The 15,162-nt window shown below is 68.8% G+C and carries 14 protein-coding genes; 3 read left to right on the top strand and 11 right to left on the bottom strand.

The genetic code is table 11. The features are described from left to right. Positions 1 to 42: 42 nt before the first annotated feature. From RCO38_RS22290 to RCO38_RS22265, 6 genes are all read right to left on the bottom strand, one after another. Positions 43 to 1,263: a hypothetical protein gene (locus RCO38_RS22290; protein ID WP_308330672.1), complete on the bottom strand. Its 1,221-nt coding sequence runs from the start codon at positions 1,261 to 1,263 to the stop codon at positions 43 to 45. A 2-nt stretch (positions 1,264 to 1,265) separates the two neighbouring features. Beyond that, entirely contained in the window at positions 1,266 to 2,669 is a 1,404-nt protein-coding gene (locus RCO38_RS22285; protein WP_308330671.1) for an MBOAT family O-acyltransferase, read from the bottom strand. After that, positions 2,666 to 7,093 (bottom strand): class I SAM-dependent methyltransferase, encoded by a 4,428-nt coding sequence (locus RCO38_RS22280; protein ID WP_308330670.1) that lies wholly within the window; start codon positions 7,091 to 7,093, stop codon positions 2,666 to 2,668. The genes RCO38_RS22285 and RCO38_RS22280 overlap by 4 nt, the downstream gene beginning before the upstream one ends. A gap of 31 nt (positions 7,094 to 7,124) precedes the next feature. Next, on the bottom strand, positions 7,125 to 8,519 hold the full coding sequence (locus RCO38_RS22275) for a methyltransferase domain-containing protein (protein WP_308330669.1): 1,395 nt from the start codon (positions 8,517 to 8,519) through the stop codon (positions 7,125 to 7,127). Between the two features lie 4 nt (positions 8,520 to 8,523). Then, a complete protein-coding gene (locus RCO38_RS22270) occupies positions 8,524 to 9,306 on the bottom strand; it encodes a CmcI family methyltransferase (protein WP_308330667.1) in 783 nt (260 codons plus the stop codon). Between the two features lie 77 nt (positions 9,307 to 9,383). Further along, positions 9,384 to 9,836 (bottom strand): MarR family winged helix-turn-helix transcriptional regulator, encoded by a 453-nt coding sequence (locus RCO38_RS22265; protein WP_308330665.1) that lies wholly within the window; start codon positions 9,834 to 9,836, stop codon positions 9,384 to 9,386. Between the two features lie 50 nt (positions 9,837 to 9,886). On the opposite strand from RCO38_RS22265, the gene RCO38_RS22260 reads away from it, so the two are divergent. Continuing rightward, the gene (locus tag RCO38_RS22260; RefSeq protein WP_308330664.1) at positions 9,887 to 10,636 is read left to right on the top strand and encodes a siderophore-interacting protein; all 750 of its coding nucleotides are present in this window, start codon (positions 9,887 to 9,889) and stop codon (positions 10,634 to 10,636) included. 15 nt (positions 10,637 to 10,651) lie between these two features. On the opposite strand, the gene RCO38_RS22255 is transcribed toward RCO38_RS22260, so the two are convergent. Beyond that, positions 10,652 to 11,125, bottom strand: coding sequence for a MarR family winged helix-turn-helix transcriptional regulator (locus RCO38_RS22255; protein ID WP_308330662.1), 474 nt, complete (start codon positions 11,123 to 11,125; stop codon positions 10,652 to 10,654). Positions 11,126 to 11,250: 125 nt separating this feature from the next. Here RCO38_RS22255 and RCO38_RS22250 point away from each other — a divergent pair, with 125 nt between their 5' ends. Together RCO38_RS22250 and RCO38_RS22245 are read left to right on the top strand one after the other, a co-directional pair. After that, the gene (locus tag RCO38_RS22250; protein WP_308330660.1) at positions 11,251 to 12,288 is read left to right on the top strand and encodes a cupin domain-containing protein; all 1,038 of its coding nucleotides are present in this window, start codon (positions 11,251 to 11,253) and stop codon (positions 12,286 to 12,288) included. Between the two features lie 17 nt (positions 12,289 to 12,305). Then, the gene (locus tag RCO38_RS22245; RefSeq protein WP_308330659.1) at positions 12,306 to 13,007 is read left to right on the top strand and encodes a fumarylacetoacetate hydrolase family protein; all 702 of its coding nucleotides are present in this window, start codon (positions 12,306 to 12,308) and stop codon (positions 13,005 to 13,007) included. On the opposite strand, the gene RCO38_RS22240 is transcribed toward RCO38_RS22245, so the two are convergent. From RCO38_RS22240 to RCO38_RS22225, 4 genes are read right to left on the bottom strand one after another with little or no spacing between them, the layout of a single operon-like run. Then, complete coding sequence (locus RCO38_RS22240) at positions 12,899 to 13,438, bottom strand: bacteriohemerythrin (RefSeq protein ID WP_308330657.1); 540 nt, start codon at positions 13,436 to 13,438, stop codon at positions 12,899 to 12,901. The genes RCO38_RS22245 and RCO38_RS22240 overlap by 109 nt on opposite strands. 42 nt (positions 13,439 to 13,480) lie before the next feature. Then, entirely contained in the window at positions 13,481 to 14,101 is a 621-nt protein-coding gene (locus RCO38_RS22235) for a hemerythrin domain-containing protein (protein ID WP_308330656.1), read from the bottom strand. 4 nt (positions 14,102 to 14,105) lie between these two features. After that, complete coding sequence (locus tag RCO38_RS22230) at positions 14,106 to 14,510, bottom strand: ribonucleotide reductase subunit alpha (protein WP_308330654.1); 405 nt, start codon at positions 14,508 to 14,510, stop codon at positions 14,106 to 14,108. A 25-nt stretch (positions 14,511 to 14,535) separates the two neighbouring features. Continuing rightward, entirely contained in the window at positions 14,536 to 15,162 is a 627-nt protein-coding gene (locus RCO38_RS22225; protein WP_308330653.1) for a nitroreductase family protein, read from the bottom strand.

Here is a 15,162-nt window from a genome sequence, read left to right as displayed (position 1 = left end):
GTGTCTCCGTTGTAACTTGGTTTCAATTGTCCATGAAACGGGTTACTGGGTGGGTACAGGTTCCAGCAGCGCCCGGGCCAGTCCGAGGTACCGGGCCTGGTCGACCAGCACCGTGCCTTCGTTGTACACGTGCAGCAACACGTCGGGCCGGAACTGGTCGATCACGACCGACCGCACATGCCGGCGCTGCTCCGGACTGAGCCGGGACAGGTGGTTCATCGACAGGTACCAGACCTCGGCGAAGTAGCGCGCCAGGGGTTCGGTGATGTTGTCACCGAAGGAGTCGCCGATGATGACCAGCGTGGGCCGGCGCTGTCCCGCGGGCAGTTGCCAGGCCGAGCGCACACGGGCGACCTGGAACAGCAGTGCGGCCTCGGCGGCGAACTCGGGGAAGCAGGCCGGGTCGTTGTGGCACACCAGCACCTGCCCATCCGGATACACCGGCACGAGGGTGGTGTCGCGGTGCTCCACGCCGGGCGCCAAGCCCTGGAGGTCGAATGCGGTCTCCCGCGGCTCAAGCGCGACCTCGTAGCGACGGGGCATGCCCCACTGGCCTTGTGCCAGCCAGTCGGCGGCGACGGCAGCACCATGAAAGTCCCAATGCAGGTTCCAGGGACGGTAGACCGGGTCCACCCCATCGACCTGGCGCATCGCATCGATGGGGTAGAACAGCCGGTCCGCGATCTCGGGCTGCTGCGCCAGTCGGCCAACCAAGGATTCGGCCGGCGGCTGGCCACTGGCGCATTCCACCTGCAGCCAGCGGGGCAACAACCGAGGCCGCAGGCGCGACTTGTCGGGGGCGATCATCAGGTAGCTCCGGGGCAGCTCGGCACGGGTCGCTGCCAGCAGGTCCGCGACCCGCTGGCCGACCACCGGCAGCTTGATGCGTTCGGCCCCGCACATCACCCGCAGCGAGCTGCCCGCGGTGTCGCCGAACACGTTGTAGAACACTTCGCCCGCCTGACCGGGGACCAGATCGGCGGACAGAAAATCGCCGAACAACCGGTGGCGCCAGCGGTGGCTGGCCTCCAGCAGTTCGCCACGCAGACCGAAATGGTCGCGCATCCAGGCCTGCGTCCTCACCGGCAAGGTGCTGCCCTCGGCCGGGGTGCGGGGCCAGCCCGGCGCCGGTGCGAGTGTCCGGTTTTCCAGCGGCGCCTCGTGCGGCGGCCGGAACAGGTGCACCAGCAGCGGCGTCAGCAGCAGGGCGCACCACAGGGCCAGCACCAGGGCATTTGCGCGGCGGGTCGGCAGGGCCTTCATGCTCAGAAGCGGAAGTAGAGGAAGGGGTTGTGGCTGCCGGACGCCAGGCTCATCGCACCGAGGACCAGCACCAGCGTGAGGAAAACCCAGCGCACCGGAGCCCAGCGCGGGCGCACGAAGTGCCCGCCGCCGAGCCAGCGCGACAGGGGCAGCATCGATGAGAAGGCCAGCAGCAGCACCAGCACCGTGTATACGTCCAGAAAGCGGCCTGGATGCAGGGCGCCGGCCGCGGCGGATGACCCGCCGGCCATGGCGGCATAGACCGTTCCGACCTGCGCGAAGTCCACGGCGCGGAACATGACCATGCCGATGACGAAGGCCAGCCAGGCGTAGAGCTGCTGGCACACGCGGGGCCAGCGCGCCGTGATCCTGCCCAGCCCCAGCCGCTCCAGCACGATGAGTCCGCCGTTGTAGAGCCCCCAGCAGACGAAATTCCAGCCGGCCCCGTGCCACAGGCCGCAAAGCCCGAACACGATGAGGATGTTGGCGATGGTGCGGCCCCCGCCGCGGCGGCTGCCCCCCAGCGGGGTGTACACGTAGTCGCGCAGCCAGGACGAGAGGCTGATGTGCCAGCGGCGCCAGAACTCGCGCACCGACAGGGCGTGGAACGGGAAACGGAAATTGCGGGGAAACGAGAACCCCAGCAGCAGCGCCAGTCCGAGCGCCATGTGGGAATAGCCCGAGAAGTCCAGGTACACCTGGAACGCGTAGGCGATTGCGCCCAGCCAGGCCATGGCGGTGGTCAGCGCATGGCTGTCGATCTGGTAGATCGCGTCGACCACGCTGCCCAACGGGTTGGCCAGCAGCAGCTTCTGCCCCAGACCGATGATGAGCAGTTCCATGCCGAAGCGAAGGCGGGCCATGGTCGGGTGGCGCCGGATCAGTTGCCGCCGGATGGCGGCGTACCGGACGATGGGACCGGCCAGCAGATGGGGAAACAGCAGGATGTAGTTGGTCAGGCGGGAGAGCTTGTGCTCGACGGGCAACTGGCCGCGGTAAATGTCGACCAGGTAGGACATGGCGTGGAACGTGAAGAACGAGATGCCCACCGGCAGCACGGGCATCGACCCGGGCTCGATGGACACCTGCCAGCCCAGGTCGTGCAGGGTCTCGGCCAGGAAACCGATGTACTTGAAGGCCACGAGCAGCGAGAGCTGGAACAGCAGCGACGCCACCAGCACCCAGCGCTGGCGGTCCCGGCGGTCCGCCACGCGGTCCAGCGCGAGGCCGCCGAGGTAGCACCCGGCCAGCGACGCCGCCAGCACCCATGCGTTCCGGAGTTCACCCCAGGCGTAGAACACGGCGCTGCCCACCAGCAACACGGCGTTGTGGCGGCCCGAGACCTGGTAAATCAGCAGGAATATCGGCAGGAAGTAGAAGAGGAACTCGACGGAACTGAAGATCATTCGTCGTGCGGGCGAACAGCCGTCAGCACGGCGAAGTCGGAGCCGATCTGACCTTCGGCCATCAACCGGTCCTCCAGCGCGAAGAAGCGGTCAAGATGGGCCACGTCTTCGGCACTGGACTCACTGAAGTTCTGCGCGATGTCGCTCAGCCCGATGTGCAGCAGGGCCCCTCCAAGGTCGCGCCGGTCCAGCACGCGGAAATGCCTCTGCAGCGTGGGAATGATCTGCGAGGAACGGATCGCCTCGGACGGGTCGCAGGCGATCACGTCGGCTGCGCGCGGACGCTCCCGCGGCCCCCGCAACACGCCATTGGGCAAGCGGTGGTAGCGCTCGGGAAGGGTCTGCAGGAAGGCGTTCATGTGGGTCAGCTGGGCGTCGGTCCACTGGAAGCGGTCGGGTCCGACGTACTCGTGCAGATGGAAGATGCCACCCGGGCGCAGCGCCCGCCTGACCATGCCGAACAGACGGTCCAGGTCGTTGACGTGATGGATCGACTGAAAGCCGACCACCAGGTCGCAGGACGCTTCGGGCAGTTCCAGCCGCTCCAGATCGGCCACGTGGTAGTGCAGCTGGTCCAACCCCATCTCGGCGGCACAGGTGCGCGCGCCGGCAATGGCGCCCTCGGCGATGTCGTAGCCATCGATCCGGCTGGCCAGCCCGATCTGCGCGAACCCGCGCTCCAGGGCGCCGAACCCGCAGCCCAGGCTGACCATGCGAGGCACGGGAAGCTGCCAGCCCAGACGGGTCAGCGTGTCCTTCAGATGGATGTACACATCCATGCCTTCTTTGCCGGTGGCCTTTTGGTGGAGGCGTGCCATGACCCGCGGATGCGCCATCCAGTTCATGCCCTGGATCTCCTGGCGCTGCGACGGTGAAACGCTCCAGGCCTCCGACACGCGCGCCCGGTCGCTCCCGGGCGCCGGATCGACCTGCCGGCCCGACTGCTCACACGCTTCGCGCAACACCGCCCGCACCGTCGCCTCAAACGCCTGTGGGGCGCAGTCCCGCTCCACAGCCGCCAGCGCCGCCTGGCGGGTCTTCTGCCACAGCGCGGCATCGAAGTAGAGCCGCGCGCAGGCCTGGGCAAAGTCCTCGGCACTGTCCGCACTCAGCAGGCCACCTTGCCCGGCCCAGCCGAGCTGCGCCGCCACCAGTGCACTGGCCACCACCGGCACCCCGTGCGCCGCAGCCTCCTGGACCTTGAGGGGGATGCCGGCCGCAAAGCGGGTGGGCGCGATGAACACGCGGGCCTGCTCGTAGAAGTGCCGGATGTCCTCGACACGGCCGTGGAACACCACCCGTGGTCCGTCCAGCGCCTGCTGGAGGCTCTCGCACGGGCTGCCCACGAGGTGGAGCACATAGCCTTCGCCGATCAGCTGGTCCAGCCGGGGCATGACCTCGCGCACGAACCAGCACACCGAGTCGGCGTTGGGCGAGCCTTCCTCCGCCAGCCGGCCGACAAACAGCAGGTGGCGCCGCTCGCTGTGGCCCTGGGGCGTGGGCTGCGCGGCAATGCCGTTGCCGAGCACCCGCACGTCCTGGCAGCCCGCCTGGCGGAACCGATCCGCTTCGGCATTGCTCACGGCGAAGACATGGTGGGCCGCCTCGGCCAGCTGCAGTTCGCGGGTCAGCGCCGTCGCGCCCTCCTCCTCCGGCGAGGGCTCGCCCAGCACCTGTGCACGCAGTGTTTCGCGGGTCGCGAAAATCGCTTCGGCGTCGTAGATCAATGCAGTGCCGGGCAGAAAGGCAGGCACCTCCCTGCAGGCGTGGAGAAAGCGGTCCATGTTGTGCGGCCGGCTGACGATCACCGCGTCGTAGTACCCGCAGCGCTCGCGCAGGAAGTCGGCCAGTCCGGTGATGCCGCGGCCGGCCACGATCTCCACCTCGCGCGGCAGCACCCCATAGGCCTCCGCCAGGTCCACCTGGGGACAGGTCAGCGGGTAATGACTGACGAAGGCACCGGCTGCATGCAGGCTGTGGACGAGCTGGCGCGCACGCGGAAAACCAGAGCCCAGCGACGGGACGGGGATGCGGTCGTCGATCAGCAGCACGCGCGGCTGCGTGGCCGGGCGCTGGCGTACCTCGATGGCGCGTGTTCCGTGGGGCCGGTGCTCCCTGGCCAGCACCTGGGCGTGGCGGGCGACGAAGACCTCCCGATGCGCCTGCATGAGCCCCACCGCGGTCTGTTCGCTCTCAGAGCTGCCAAACTCGTAGTGCAGGATCTCGACCTGCGGTTCGTACACCACCGAATACCCGGCCTGGTGCAGGCGCATGCAGAAATCGGTCTCTTCGTAGTAGGCCGGTGCGTACGCTGGATCGAATCCGCCCAGCCCCTCGAAAAGCGCGCGCCGCACCATGAGGAAGGCCCCCGAGCAGTAGTCCACCTCGCGCCGGAACTGAAACACGGCGTCGTCCGGGTCCTCGCCCCGGCCGTATCCCGAGCAACTGCCGTCGGCCCAGACGATGCTGCCCGCCTCCTGGAGACGGCCGTTCATCAGCACCACCTTGCCGCCCACCGCACCGACGTGCTCACGGCCGTCGAGCAGGGCCAGCGCCGCCAGGATCGATCCGGGTTTCAGCTGGGCATCGTTGTTGAGGAACAGCAGATGCTCACCCCGGGCGTGGGTAGCCCCCAGGTTGGCGGCACGCAGGAAATGCAGGTTCTCGCTCTGCGGCAGCACCCGGGCGCCGCGCACCCTGGCCAGCAGGGCGGCGGTGGCATCGGTGGATGCGTTGTCGATCAGCAGCACCTCGCAGGGTGCATCGATCGCTTCCACCAGCGACGCCAGACACTTGAAGGTCAGCTCGGCCTGGTTGTGCAGCACGATGACGATGGACACGCGCGGCGCCTCCGCGGTGGGCAGCCGCAGCTCGTGCCCATCCTTCAGAAACCGCGCGAGCTCTTCCTGGCTGCGTTGGCGGAACGCCAGCTTGGCATCCTGCGCAGACGCGGACGGCTCGATGACCGGGACGGGGGAAGGTGTGGCCGGCAGCGGCAGGCCGAGCGGCCTGAGAGGAAAGCCGCGGCCTTCGTGTCGGCCGTGGAACTCGAAGTGGTAGAGCGCATTGAGTCCGTCCTGCGCCACATCGGGGTGGGCCTCCAGATAGGCCAGTGTGGAGAACCAGGGACCGGGGTCCCGGCCTTCCGAGACGCCGCCGAACAGCGCGTAGTGCACGGCGGGGTCGACCCCGGCCTGCGCCACATCGGCATGGGCCGCCAGGTACCAGGCGGCATCGAAGAACACCGAGCGGCGCACGGCGTCGATGACCGGCTGCCGGGGATCCGGCGCCCCCCGCCGGCCCAGCCGCCACTGCAGCCGCTGCAGGACGCCCGGTCTGTCGGCGACAGGGCTTTGCTCCCTCGGCGCGAGCAGTGTGGACAACAGCTGACGCAAGGCGGGCTCGGTCGTCTGCAGGGTGTGGGTGAGCGTTTGCTGCGCCTGCGCCAGGGTGGCGATGGTCTGGCTGGCTTCGGTCAGGCCATGCTCCGCCAGCGCACGCTCCTGGCGCGCGGCTCTCATCTCCGCATCCAGCCGGGCCAGCTTGCGCAGTGCGGCATCCCGCTCCAGCGCGAGTTCCGCATTCAGGCGGGCCACGGCCGCCTGCGCCTGGTCGCGCTCGCTGCCCACCTGGGCGCGCGCGGCGACGAGGGCCTCGACCTGCAGCGCGAAGGAACGCTCCATCTCACGTTCGTTGGCGTGGCCGATCCAGCGGGCGCCCGCCGCGGCGAAGCGTTCCCGGATAGCCCCACCTTGTGCCGTCGATGCGGCGTTGCACAGCTGCTCGACGGCTGGCGGCACGGCGTGCCCGTGCGCAATCACGCCCAGGCCATTGCCGTGCAGGAACTCGAAGTGGGGATGGCGCCCCGCAAGCTCAGCAAAGAAGCGGTGCACGCCAAAGTCGTCGCGGCGCACATTGGTGTCGTGGAACAGGACCACCGCCTGTTCGGACAGCTTGGGCCGCCAGGTTTCGTAGTCGTGCCGGACGGCTTCGTAGGTGTGGAAGCCGTCGATGTGCAGCAGGTCGATCGAGCCGTCAGCGAAGTGCCCGACGGCGGTGCCGAAATCGGCCCGGATGAGTTCGGAGAAGCCGCCGTAGTGGGCCTCGTTGAAAGCGTGTACATCCCGGTAGACCGCTTCGTCGAAGAACCCGGCATGGGCGTCGCCCTGCCAGTTGTCCACCGCAAAGCAACGCGTGGGCAGCCGCAGCTGCTGCACGGCATCGCAGAACGCGGCGTAGGACACACCATGGTGGGTGCCCAGTTCCACCAGCAGGCGCGGTTCGGTCGCCTGGACGAGCCAGAACGCAAACGGCACATGGCCCCACCACCCACTGGGCTTGCCCAGGCGCTGGGGTGTGCGGAAAAGGCTGTCCAGCGCGGGCGAGAGCAGTGGCTCCAGCAGGCTGCCGTCTGAATCGTGCATCGAGGCTCCTGGGTGTCGGGGGCAGCGGCGGCTAGGCGCGCCGCGCCACGACGGTGAACATGGGAATCAGGGCGCCGTCGGCATCCCGCTTCTGGTGGTGGATGCTGAGCTGCGCGTGTGGGAAACCCAGCAGGCCCAGCGACTGGGTGACAAAGGCGGGCGTCAGCGCCCACCAGGTGTGCACCTGCGGGATGGCCGGGTCTGCCAGCAGGCGGCAGACCGGCAGATCTCCGAGGTTGGCGTCGTACACCTCAGTGACGATGAGGGTGTCGCTGACCCGGCGCGCCAGCTGTTCCATGACCGAGAACGGCGAACGGCAGTGCAGCAGCACCGAGGCCAGCAGGCCGATGTCGAACGGCCCCTCCGATTCGGGGAGGGCGTCCAGATGCGCCACGATGACCCGGACCCGGGAGGCACGGGCTTGGTGCAGGTACTGGAACGACTGGCGCACCCCCGTGATGACGTGGACAAACTCCTGGCGCCAGCCGGCGACGTCAAAACCAGGCACGGGAGCCACGTCCCAGAGGTGTTCCATGGGCGGCTCCAGCGCGGTGACCTGGGCACCCGCGGCCTCCATGTGAAAGCTCAGGAAGCCGCTGGCCGGCCCCACTTCGAGCACCGAGCGCCCTGCGAAGTCGACCCCGCCGAGATATGCATCCACGGTCGGGCGCAGGTCCCATTCGCCTTTCACCGACTCGCCGTTGGGAAGGTCCACCGAGTGGTAGAAGCGGCACTGCGCCAGCTCGGGCGGTTCCGCTGCCGCGGGTGTCGCCGGCATGGCCGCGCGCGGCGCCGGCGCTTCGGGCAGAGGCGCCGGATCGGACAGGCCCTGGACCAGGCTGCGGTGCTGCAGCCACCGCTTGAGCGCGCTCTTGAGGTTCCACCACGTTCCATGGTCGGGCTTGCGGCAGACCAGCACGGAGTCGTGCCAGGCATCGCTGCCGTCGCCATGGCCCTCGTCCTGCCACTGTGTCCTCACCTGAACGAGATCGAGCTGGGCAAAGCGGGCCAGGGACTCCATGCCGTCGGGATAGAACCGCCAGCAGTCCACCGGGTAGCGGTGCTCCGGCCCGCTGGAGGGCGCAATGACAATGCACAGGCCACCCGGCTTGAGCACACGGGCCACCTCGAGCATGGTGATCCACACGTAGCGGATGTGTTCGAAGGCCTGCCCGGAGACCAGCACATCGACCGAGCCGCTGGCCACCTCCCGCCACGCGTAGGGCGTCTTGAGCACCAGGTCCACGTTGTTGCCGGGCACCATGTCCAGCCCGGTGTAGAGCCAGTTCGGGGCATCGAACAGCGCGCGGTACGAACCATTCACATCCTGACTGCCCAGGTCGTGGATGACCAGCGGCTCGCCACGGCGTGCGCCCAGGTACTGGTCTACAAAGGTGCGCATCTTGTCGTAGGAACTGGCGTGCATGGATTCAGGCTGAGAGAGGGGGGAGTCGGTACAGCCAGGCGTCGGGCCAGTAGGTGAGCGCCTCTTCAACAAAAGCCTCGTTGTAGAGCGCTGCGGGGCGGCGGAGCGCGAATTCGGGGTGCTCAGCCGCGTACGCCCGGGCCGCCGAGGCGGGATGGTCCTCAAGCCAGTGCGCCTGGCCCCCGGGCGTGTCCGCGAGCTGCGCCATGACACCGTCGGTCGCGACGATGTAGGAACCCGGGGTGACCAGCGGGCCGTAGGCGTCCAGCTCCCGGCGCACATGCGCCTTGCTGTGGTCACTGTCGAGAAACACGAACACCTTCTGGCCCGGGCCCACGGAACGGCGCACCCGGTCCACCACCTCCGGTGAAGCAGAGTCGCCCTCGATCAGGGTGATGAGGTCCCCCAGTGGACAGGCGTCCACCGCCTCGCGCAGCTCCGGGGGGATGTGGATGTCGATCGAGATCACTCGCCCACGCCCCAGCGCCCGGCACAGCGAGGCGAAGAAGACGGCGCTGCCGCCGCGGTTGACGCCGGTTTCGATGATCACATCGGGACGCACAAGGGTGATCACCTCCTGCAACCGCAGCACATCTTCCGGCAACTGCCAGAGCTGGAAGCCCAGCCAGGAGAACGACTGCCAGTGCTGCTGGTTCCACTCCTGCTTGAGCCAGACCCGGGACACCACCCGGAAGGCCTCGGGCGAGTACAGCGGCAGCCGCGTTGGGTTTTCATCGCCGGCCTGGTACTCCAGGGACTGGGCGTTGGTGTCGATGGTGATCTTCATGCCGGATTTTTCCGCGGGCAGTGTACCCGTCGCCCCCCGGCCTGCAGCCCCCCACACTGCGCTTGCGCGCAACCAGGCTACCGACCGCCGTCGCGCAGGTTGTCCTGCATGTGCCGCAGCAGACGCAACAGCTCCTGCCGTTCCGGCGCCTCCAGTCCGCGCGCGGCCAGCGCCGCCACCTGGCGGCGGTGTCGCACGACGGACTCGTGGCGTTGCTGCGCCGCCTCGGTGGGGTAAAGGCGGATCACCCGGCGGTCGTGCTCGTCAGGACGGGCCTGGAGCAGGCCCTTGTCCTTGAGCACCGCGATCAGGCGCGCCAGCTGGCCCTTGTCCCGCCCGGCGTGCTGCACGAGGTCGGACTGCGTGCTGCCCGGGTGGCGGACGAAGAAGCCCAGCGCCCGGCCCTCCATCGGCCCCAGGCCGTCGTCGGGCATGTGGCGCAGCAGCTGCGAGCGCGCCAGGTGCATCAGGTCGTGCACCGCCTCCATCAGGTCGTCGTCGGACAGCTTGACCATTTTGGTTGACTCCATCAACTTGTTTCGACAGAATAGATGACATTATCAATCAATTCACCGGTCACATGTCCAACCCCATTCTCCCTTTGCACCCGCCCGGGCCCACGCGCCGCGTGCGTCACGAGCTGCTGCGCCGCGACGTGCAAGTGCGCCATGTCCGCCCACTGGGCTCCGGCCTGCTGGCCGTGACCTTCGGCGGACCGGCGCTGGCCGGCTTCGTCTCTCTCTCCTTCGACGACCACGTCAAGTTCTTCTTCACCGACGCCGACGGGCGGGAGCAGCGGCGCGACTACACACCGCGTCATTTCGACACGGACCGCCAGGAGTTGACGCTGGTGTTCGCGCTGCACGACGGCGGCGCGGCCAGCGCCTGGGCGCAAGGCGCCCAGGTGGGCGACACCGCGGAGATCGGCGGCCCCCGCGGCTCCATCATCATTGCGGACGACCTGCCCTGGTACCTGCTGGCGGGCGATGCGACGGCGCTGCCCGCCATCGCCCGGCGACTTGAAGAACTGCCGGCGGGCACTCCCACCACGGTGCTGCTGCACACCCCGCACGAGCAGGACCATAAGGCGCTGCCCGAACGCCCTGGTCTGAACCTGCGCTGGTTGCCGTCCGGCGAAGCGCTGTGCGACGCGGTGCGCAACCTGGACCTGCCGGCGGGCGACGGTTTCATCTGGTGCGCGGGAGAGGCGGCCTGCATGGCGCGCCTCAGGGACATCCTGCTGCTCGAACACGGGCGGCCGCGCAGCCACGTCAAGGTCTCGGCCTACTGGAAGGCCGGCGCCACCGACTTCCACGAAGACCTGGCCTGAGCAGGCGGCCGTCGGCTAGCGCGCTTCGGCCGGCGCGCGGCTCAGGTCGTTGTTCTGCGTCACCAGCACCTGCAGCAGGCGCATGAACTCGGTGCGCTGGCGCGGGGTCAGCGGCGCCAGGATCTGTTCCTGCGCGCGCAGCATGGCGGGCACGGTGTCGGCCAGACCCTGTTCTCCCGCCGGGGTCAGGAACAGCTGGCGCGCACGGCGGTCCTGCGGCGACAGGCGCCGCTCCAGCCAGCCACGGGCCTCCAGCCGGTCCACCACCCCCCCCGTGGTCGAGGTGTCCAGTGCGATGCTGCGGGCCAGCGTGCGCTGGTCGATGCCGGGCTGGTTGCCCACCACCTGCAGCGCGGCGTACTGCACCGGCGTCACACCCAGCTCGCCCGCCTCCTGCAGAAAGATGCCGACCGAGATCTGGTGCAGGCGCCGGATCGCGTAGCCGGGCTGCAGGTCGATCTGAATCCCGGTGGTGTCTGGGGTGTCCATGGCAAACAAGGCAGGGTGGCTGGCAACGGATGGTCGGTGGTTGACCCAGTCTAACCGCCCCCTTATCATCAGTACACTGATTATTGGCATGCGGCCGAACGAGGCCCATCGCACGGAGACACGCCATGAGCCACGCACTCGGCCGACTGGAAGACCTGCCGCAGGACTACCGCGACGACCTCAAGGACCTGAACCTGGTGCCGCTGTGGCCCAGCCTGCGCGCGGTGCTGCCGCCGGGCGTGCCCACGCGCGCCACACAGGCCGTGCACTGGCCATACGCCACGCTCAAGCCGCTGCTGCTCAAGGCCGGCGAGCTCACGCCCATCGAGAAGGCTGAACGCCGCGTGCTGGTGCTGGCCAACCCGGGCCACGGGCTGGAGAACATGAAGGCCAGCCCGGCCATCTACCTGGGCATGCAGCTGCTGCTGCCGGGCGAGTGGGCGCCCAGCCACCGCCACACGCCCAACGCGGTGCGCATGGTGGTCGAGGGCGAAGGCGCCTGGACCACCGTCGATGGCGAGAAGTGCCCGATGCGCCGCGGCGACCTGATCCTCACGCCCACCGGCCTGTGGCACGAACACGGCCACGACGGCAGCGACCCGGTGGTGTGGCTGGACGTGCTGGACCTGCCGCTGGTCTATTACATGGAGGCGAGTTACCACATCAACGGCGCGCGCCAGACCGTGAAGCCCGGCAGCGGCGACCGCGCCTGGACCCGCGCCGGCGTGGTGCCGACGCAGGTGTTCGCCCGCAGCGACCGGCGCTACCCCATGCTGCGCTACCCCTGGGTGGACACGCGCGCCGCGCTGGTGGCGACGGCCGACAACCAGCCCGACCTGGACTGCGTGCAGCTGACCTACGTGAACCCCGAGACCGGCGACGACGCCGAGAACATCCTGGGCTTCTACGCACTCATGCTCCGGCCCGGCCAGACGCTCGCGCTGCCGGCACGCTCGCCGGCGCAGGTGTTCCACCTGATCGAAGGCGGTGTTCAGGTCGCCACCTGCGGCAAGACCTTCGGCCTGGTCGAGGCCGACACCTGCTGCACACCCGGGTACGAGCCCGTGACGCTGAGCAACCGTTCGGCCGACCAGCCCGCCTTCGTCTTCATCGCCGACGAATCCCCGCTGCACCGAAAGCTCGGTGTGTACGAGACCCGATGACTCTTCAGAGACAACCGATGACCCAGTACCTCTTCGCCCCGCCCGCCGTCCCCTCTCTGCCCATTCGCGGCAAAACCGAACGTTTCCCGATCAACCGCATCTTCTGCGTCGGTCGCAACTACCACGCGCACGCCGTCGAGATGGGCAGGCCGGTCGACAAAAGCGCCGAGCGGCCGTTCTATTTCACCAAGTCGCCGCAAACCCTCACGCCCTCGGGCACGACCGTGGCCTACCCGCCCGGAACGAACAACTACCACTTCGAGATGGAGCTGGTGCTGGCCGTGGGCAAGGCCGGTTTCCGTGTCAAGGCCGAAGACGCACATGAAGTGATCTACGGCTACGCCGCCGGCCTGGACATGACGCGCCGCGACCTGCAGCTGGTCGCGCGCGACAAGGGCCGCCCCTGGGACCTGGGCAAGGACATCGAACAAGGCTCGGTCTGCAGCGAGATCGTGCCGATGCCCGGCGTGGTGGTCGAGAAGGGCTCCATCGCTCTGGAGGTCAACGGCGCAACGAAGCAGTCGTCCGACGTGGACCAGCTGATCTGGAACATCCGCGAGATCATCGCGGACCTGTCCCGGTTCTATCACCTGCAACCCGGTGACCTGGTCTACACCGGCACCCCCGAGGGCGTGGGGGCCGTGGTGCCCGGCGACACGATCACCGGCCGCGTGGAAGGCGTGGCCGAGGTCGCACTGACGGTCGGCGCACCGGACTGATCCGCACGGCCGTGGCCCCGTGCGAGGCCGCGGATCAAGGGCACATCCTGCCGGGCGATGTGGTCCAGCAGCCAGTCGCGCAGGAAGCCCAGCACCGGCTGAACATGCAGCCGGCCTTCGTCCAGATGCTGCTGCAGCCGGTCGAGCTGCGCCTGGAAACCCGCGTGCAGCCGGGCGTGGGCGGTGTCCTCGGTGTCACCGTGCTGCCGGATCCAGTCTTCCTCATGGCGGAAGTGGCAGTCCGCATACGAACGCAGCTGCGGCAGCAGCCCGCCCAGATCGACCAGGTGTCCACGCGCACTCGCCTCCTGGGTGCGCAGCAGCAGATCGAACAGCACCTTGTGCTGCAGGTCGATGGTGGCCACGCCGGTTTCCAGCGCTTCGTTCCAGGTCGGGGGCAGCCGCCCGGGGTTCTCCGTGTGGTCGTTCATTCCGTGGTTCGCTGAAGTGGTCAGGCCAGCAGGCGGCGGTGCTCACCCACCCGTCTGTTCCGTCTTCATATCGGCACGCACGGGCTGAAGTGAAGCCCCGTCCGGCACACCCCGCCGCGCCATCATGTCTGCGCTCATCGCCTGCAGCGCATCGCCCCGGATGACCGAGCGCGCCGCCGGGTACACCACGCCGTTCTCGTCCAGCAGATGCCGTCGGTACAGCGCGTCGTAGGTGTCGAAGAGCTGTTCTTCTTCCGCTGAAAACCCTGCCCAGCCCTCGCCCGCCCCGACCAGCGCCGTCAACGCCGCGCGCACCTGGGCCCACATCACAGCCATCTCCCGGTGGTCCTGCTTGAGGCGGATGACCACCGCCACCACCGCCGGCTCGCGCTGCGCGAGCAGCGCCGGGAACACGTGGCGCTCCTCATCCTCGTGGTGGTGCGGGCCGGCCTGGTCGAAGTAGCGCATCACGTCGCGCGCGGCGTCGCGTGCCTGGGCGTCGGCGCCGTGGGTCCTGACGTGTTCGCGCAGCTTGCACAGCAGGCGCAGCATGCGTTCGACGCGCTCGTGGCAGGCGTCCAGCATCTCGAACGGCTGCTCGAAGCCCACGCCCGCCGCCTGCTGCCCGGGCTGGGTGATCTGGTGCAGGTGGATGCCGGCCATGGGCTCAGTCCAGCAGCACCGCGCGGCCCTGCGGGTCGAACGGGATGAAGTTCTGGATGCGGCCCCGGCGGATGGACTCCACCATCTTCTGCAGCGGCGCGTCGGCATCGGCGCTGGTGGGCGGCTTGCCGGCGCTGCCCGACATGGCGGCCGCGAAGACCATGCCCCAGGGCTGGCCGAAGCCGGCGGCCTCCTGCTTGAGCTGCTCGAACGAGGCCAGCTCGTCGGGGCTTTTGTCCACGCACATCTGCGGCACCAGCGCGCCGCCCTGGCCTTTTTCGAAGGCCGCGCGTTCGGCAGGCGAAGCGTCGTCGGGCAGTTCGACGGCGGCGAACACCATCAGCAGGCGCTGGGGCAGGGGCTGGGCGCGCGCGGCGGCGAGCAGGTCGTCAAAGGTGCTGATGTCCATGAAAAATCCGGTTCGGAAGAAGGCGTCAGCACGGGCCGACGGGGTTCAGGGTGCTGACGTAATCGGCCACCGCGGGGCGCACGCCGGTCTTGCCGTGCGAGAGGGCGGTGCCGATGCTCAGGAAACACACGGCCTGCTCGCTCTCGCGCAGGCCGAAGAAACGGTGCAGCGCGGCCGAACGCACGGACTGCCCGGCGGTGAGCGCCGAGCCGTAGCCCAGGGCGGTGGCCATGAGCAGCATGTTCTGCGCGGCGCAGCCGGCGGAGATCAGCCGCTCGGCCAGACCGATGTCGGCGTCGCCCTTGGTTTCGTCGACCACCAGCAAGGCCAGGAAGGGCGAGCGGAAACCCTTCTCGCGCGCCTTGGCGATGTCGTGCGGTTCGGCCCCCGGGTCGCGCTCCAGCAGGGCCTGCACAAACACCTCGGCCAGTGCTTCACGCTGGTCGGCCGGCACGGTGATGAAGCGCCAGGGCAGCAGGTTCCGGTGGTCGGGCGCCGAGGCGGCGGCGGACAGGATGGCCTGCAGCTGCGCGGCGTCGGGGCCCGGCTCGCCGAGGCGGAACGGCAGCACCGTGCGGCGCGCGGACATCAGCTCGGCCGCCAGTTCGGCCCAGTCGGCGGTGCCGACACCGTCGGTTGCCCAAGACTCCAT

Origin of the sequence: Hydrogenophaga pseudoflava, assembly GCF_031020795.1 — a bacterium.
Classification (GTDB): domain Bacteria; phylum Pseudomonadota; class Gammaproteobacteria; order Burkholderiales; family Burkholderiaceae_C; genus Hydrogenophaga; species Hydrogenophaga pseudoflava_A.
The sequence above is the reverse complement of the archived record's forward strand: the minus strand, read 5'-3'. Positions and strand labels throughout refer to the sequence as shown.